The 4,790-nt window shown below is 74.9% G+C and carries 2 protein-coding genes; both read right to left on the bottom strand.

What is annotated here, in order from left to right:
• The coding region (locus ACZ501_RS34960) for a type I polyketide synthase (protein ID WP_468800820.1) at window positions 1–1,757 on the bottom strand (1,757 nt) is incomplete at its 3' end.
• A 121-nt stretch (window positions 1,758–1,878) separates the two neighbouring features.
• The coding region (locus tag ACZ501_RS34965; protein ID WP_468800817.1) for a type I polyketide synthase at window positions 1,879–4,790 on the bottom strand (2,912 nt) is incomplete at its 5' end.

The raw sequence follows: 4,790 nt of genomic DNA on the forward strand, positions 1-4,790 counted from the left end.
AAAGCGGCTGCGAAGACCGGGAAGGCCTCACGCAGCTCCGCGCCCATACCCACCCGCTGCGAGCCCTGACCGGTGAACAGGAACGCCAGCCGGCCACGCGTCGCGACCCCGGTGACGTTCCCGTCCATCGAGCGGAACGCGCTCAGCGCCTCCTCCCGGTCCGCCGCCACGACCACGGCGCGGTGGTCCAGCGAGGCGCGGGTGGTGGCGAGCGCGTACGCGAGGTCGGCGGCCGCCGTGGCCGGTTCGCGGTCCCAGTGCTCGGCGAGCCGCGCGGCCTGGTCCCGCAGCGCCTCCTCGGAGGCCGCCGACAGGACGAAGGGGAGCAGGGCGGGGGTGACGGCGTCCTCGGCCGGGGCGGGCTGTCCGCCCGTCGGCGCCTGCTCCAGGACGACGTGGGCGTTGGTGCCGCTCACGCCGAACGAGGAGACGCCGGCGCGGCGCGGCCGTCCGGTCTCGGGCCACTCACGCGCCTCGGTCAACAGCTCCACCGCACCCGCCGACCAGTCCACCCGCGAGGAGGGCTCGCTGACGTGCAGGGTCCGAGGCAGTACGCCGTGCTGCATGGCCTGGACCATCTTGATGATGCCGCCGACACCGGCGGCGGCCTGGGTGTGGCCGATGTTGGACTTCAGCGAGCCCAGGTACAGCGGCCGGCCCTCCGCACGGCCCTGACCGTAGGTGGCCAGGACGGCCTGCGCCTCGATGGGGTCGCCGAGCCGGGTGCCCGTGCCGTGCGCCTCGACCACGTCCACGTCCGCCGTCTCCAGACCGGCGTCGGCCAGGGCGGCCCGGATGACCCGCTGCTGCGAGGGGCCGTTGGGCGCGGTCAGGCCGTTGCTCGCACCGTCCTGGTTGACGGCGGAGCCACGGATGACGCCGAGCACCCGACGCCCGTTGGCCAGGGCGTCCGACAGCTTCTCCAGGACGAGGACGCCCACGCCCTCACCCCAGCTGGTTCCGTCCGCGTCGTCCGAGAACGACTTGCAGCGGCCGTCCGCCGCGAGCCCGCGCTGGCGGCTGAAGTCCACGAAGATGCTCGGCGTGTGCATGATCGCGACACCGCCCGCCAGGGCGAGGGAGCACTCCCCGCGGCGCAGCGCCTGGGCGGCGAGGTGCACGGTGACCAGGGACGACGAGCAGGCGGTGTCCACGGTCATCGCCGGGCCCTCGAGGCCGAAGACGTAACTGACCCGGCCCGAGGCGACGCTGCCGACGTCGGCCGTGCCCCGGAAGCCCTCGATCTCCTCCGGCAGGACGGGCAGCCGGCTGAGGTACTCGTGGTACATGAACCCGGTGAACACGCCGGTGCGCGAGCCGCGCACCGACTGCGGGTCGATGCCCGCGCGTTCGAACGCCTCCCAGGAGGTTTCGAGCAGCAGCCGCTGCTGCGGGTCCATCGCCAGCGCCTCGCGCGGCGAGATCCCGAACAGGACGGGGTCGAACCGTCCGGCACCGTGCAGGAATCCGCCCTCGCGGGCGTACGAGGTGCCGCGGTGCTCCGGGTCCGGGTGGAACAGGTCCTCCAGGTCCCAGCCGCGGTCGTCCGGGAAGCCGGACACGCCGTCCGAGCCCGACTCGACGAGCCGCCACAGGTCCTCGGGGCTCTCGACCCCGCCGGGGTAACGGCAGCTCATGCCCACGATCGCGATGGGTTCGGCAGGGCCGTTCTCGATCTCCTGGAGGCGCTCCCGGGCCTCCTTCAGGTCGGCGGAGACCCGCTTGAGGTACGAGCGGAGCTTCTCCTCGTTGTTCACCGTGCTCACTGGGTTCGCCTCGCGTTGTGGTTCGTGCGCCGGAAGTCGGGTCGCAGTCGGGATCGGGATCGGGGTCGGGACGGAATCGGATCGGTGCCCGGGTTCCGGGCGGGTGCGGGGCTCACAGTTCGTTGTCGATGAAGTCGAAGAGCTCGTCGTCGCTGATGTCTTCGAGCGCGTCCCTCGACGCTGCGGCGGCCTGGTCTCCGGCGGGCGGCGTGGTACGGCCGTCGCCGAACCGCGCCACCAGCTCCTCCAGCCGGCGCACGATGCGCTCGCGCTCCGGATCCCCCGCCTCGGCCGAGCCGAGCAGGCCGTCGAGCCGGGCCAGATCGCCGAGTACCCGGTCGGCCGAGGGCCGGTGGGCGCGCAGCAGTTCCTCGCGGAGCTGCCGGGCGACCGCCTCCGGGGACGGGTGGTCGAAGACCAGGGTGGGTGCGAGCCGCAGGCCGGTGGCCTGGTTGAGGCGGTTGCGCAGTTCCACCGAGCTCAACGAGTCGAACCCGAGGTCCTTGAAGGCCTGTGCGGGGTCGACCGCCGCCGCCGAGGCGTGTCCGAGGACGTCGGCGACCTCGCCGCTCACCAGGGCGACCAGCTCGGCGGTCTGCTCCTGCTCCGGCAGTACGGACAGGCGCTCGGCGAGCGAGGCCGGGCCGCCGTCCGGGCCCGCCGTGGCGGCGGTCCGGGTCGCGGCCGTGCGGACCGGGGCCGGGGCCGCCGGGACGACGGCGCTCAGGAAGGCGGGGAGGGTCCCGGAGTCCGCCTGGGCGCGCAGTGCCTTCTTGTCCAGCTTCAGCGTCACCAGGGTGGCCGTGTCCGCCGCCCGTGCCGCGTCGAAGAGGGCCAGGCCCTGCTCCGAGGGCATGGGGGCGAAGCCGGCCCGCGAGAGCCGGTGCAGGGCGGTGCGGTCGAGCTGACCGGTCATGCCGCTGCGTTCGGCCCACAGGCCCCAGGCCATCGCGGTGGCCGGCCGGCCCTGCGCCCGGCGGCGCTGGGCCAGCGCGTCCAGGAAGACGTTGGCGGCCGCGTAGTGGGCCTGGCCCGCGCTGCCGAACACGCCCGCAGCGCCGGAGAAGAGGACGAAGTCCGCCAGACCGAGGTCGCGGGTGAGCTCGTGCAGGTGCAGGGCCGAATCGGCCTTCGCCCGGAAGACGCTCTCCAGCTGCTCTTCGGTGAGGGAACCGACGACGCCGTCGTCGATGACGCCCGCCGTGTGCACCACGGCCGTGAGGGGGTGCGCGGCCGGTACGGACTCCAGCAGGCCCCGCACCGCGTCACGGTCGGCGACGTCACACGCCGCCACCCGCACCTCGGCACCCAGACCCGAGAGCTCCGCCACCAGCTGGGCGGCGCCCTCTGCGGCCGGGCCGCGACGGCTGGTCAGCAGCAGCCGCTCGACACCGTGCGCGGTGACGAGGTGACGGGCGACGAGCGCGCCCAGCGTGCCCGTTCCGCCGGTCACCAGGACCGTGCCGCCACCGAAGCCGGGCGCCGCGTCCGGTGCGGACGGGGCCGTGGCCCGGGCGAGCCGGGGCACCCGTACGGCTCCGTCGCGGACCGCGAGCTGCGGCTCGTCGCCGCCGAGCGCGGCGGCCACCAGCTCCAGGTCCTCGGGACGGTCCACGTCCGCCAGGCCGAACCGGCCCGGGTGCTCCACCAGCGCCGACCGCACCAGACCCCAGAGCGGGGCGTGGGCGAGATCGCGTACGTCCTCGTCGATGTCGACGGCCACGGCCCGCGTGGTGACCAGCACGAGCCGGGATCCGGTCAGTGCCTCGTCGGCGAGCCACTCCTGGACGAGGGCCAGGCCCCGCAGGCTCGCGGCCCGTACCTCGTCCGCCGACACCTCGGCGCCGGGCGTTCCCGTACCGCCGACCGGGCAGAGCACCGCCTCGGGCAGCGGCGCACCGGCCGCGACGGCGGCCCGCAGCGCGGCCAGGTCCTCGTGGTCGGAACCGAGGACGACGGCCTTGGCGGGCTTCGTCCCGGTCACCGGCACCCACTCCACCCGGTACAGGGGGTCGACGGGGGCACCGCCGAGCTCCCCGGCCGGGACCGGGCGCAGGACCAGGGAGTCCACCGAGGCCACCGGCTTGCCGGCGGTGTCGAAGGCCGTGACCTTGATGCCGCCGTCCGCTCCGGTCGGGGTGAGCCGGGTCCGCAGTTCCGTGGCGCCGGTCGCGTACCAGCGCGCCCCGGCCCAGGTGAAGGGCAGCCTGCGCTCACCGCCACCCTGGAGGAACGTGCCGTGCAGGGCCGCGTCGAACAGGGCGGGGTGCAGTCCGAAGCCGGCCGTGTCGGTGCGCTGGTCCTGCGGCAGCACGGACTCGGTGAAGACCTCGTCGCCGCGCCGCCAGGCCGCGGCCAGTCCGCGGAACGCGGGGCCGTACGCGTACCCCGCCTCGGCGAAGGACTCGTACAGCGCTTCCAGGTCGACGGGCTCGGCGTCGGCCGGCGGCCAGGCCCCGGTCAGGCCGGCGCCGTCGTGTTCGGCCTCGGCGGTGGCGTCGCCGAGGAAGCCGGTCGCGTGCCGGGTCCACGGCTCGTCGGCGTGGTCGCCCTCCGTGCGGGAGTGCACGGTGACCGTACGGCGGCCGCTGTCATCGGCCGACCCGACGGACACGTGGACGTCGACGCCGCCCTGCTGCGGGATCACCAGCGGGGCCGCCAGCGTCAGCTCCTCCAGAGCGCCGGCGCCGACGAGTTCGCCCGCCTTGAGGGCCAGTTCGACCAGGGCGGTGCCGGGCACGAGGACCGTGCCGAGGACGGCGTGGTCGGCGAGCCAGGGGTGGGTGCGGAGCGAGAGGCGGCCGGTGAGCAGGACGCCCGCGGAGTCCGGCAGCACGGTGGCCGTGCCGAGCAGCGGGTGCCCGGCGGGTTCGAGCCCGAGGTCCGCAGCGCGCGCCGCGCGCGGTGCGTTGAGCCAGTAGTGCTGGTTCTGGAAGGGGTAGGTGGGGAGGTCGACGGTGCGTGCTCCGGTCCCGGTGAAGAGGGCGGGCCAGTCGACGGGGGTGCCGTGGGCGAAGAGTTCGC

This window comes from Streptomyces sp. NPDC034085 (assembly GCF_055575555.1).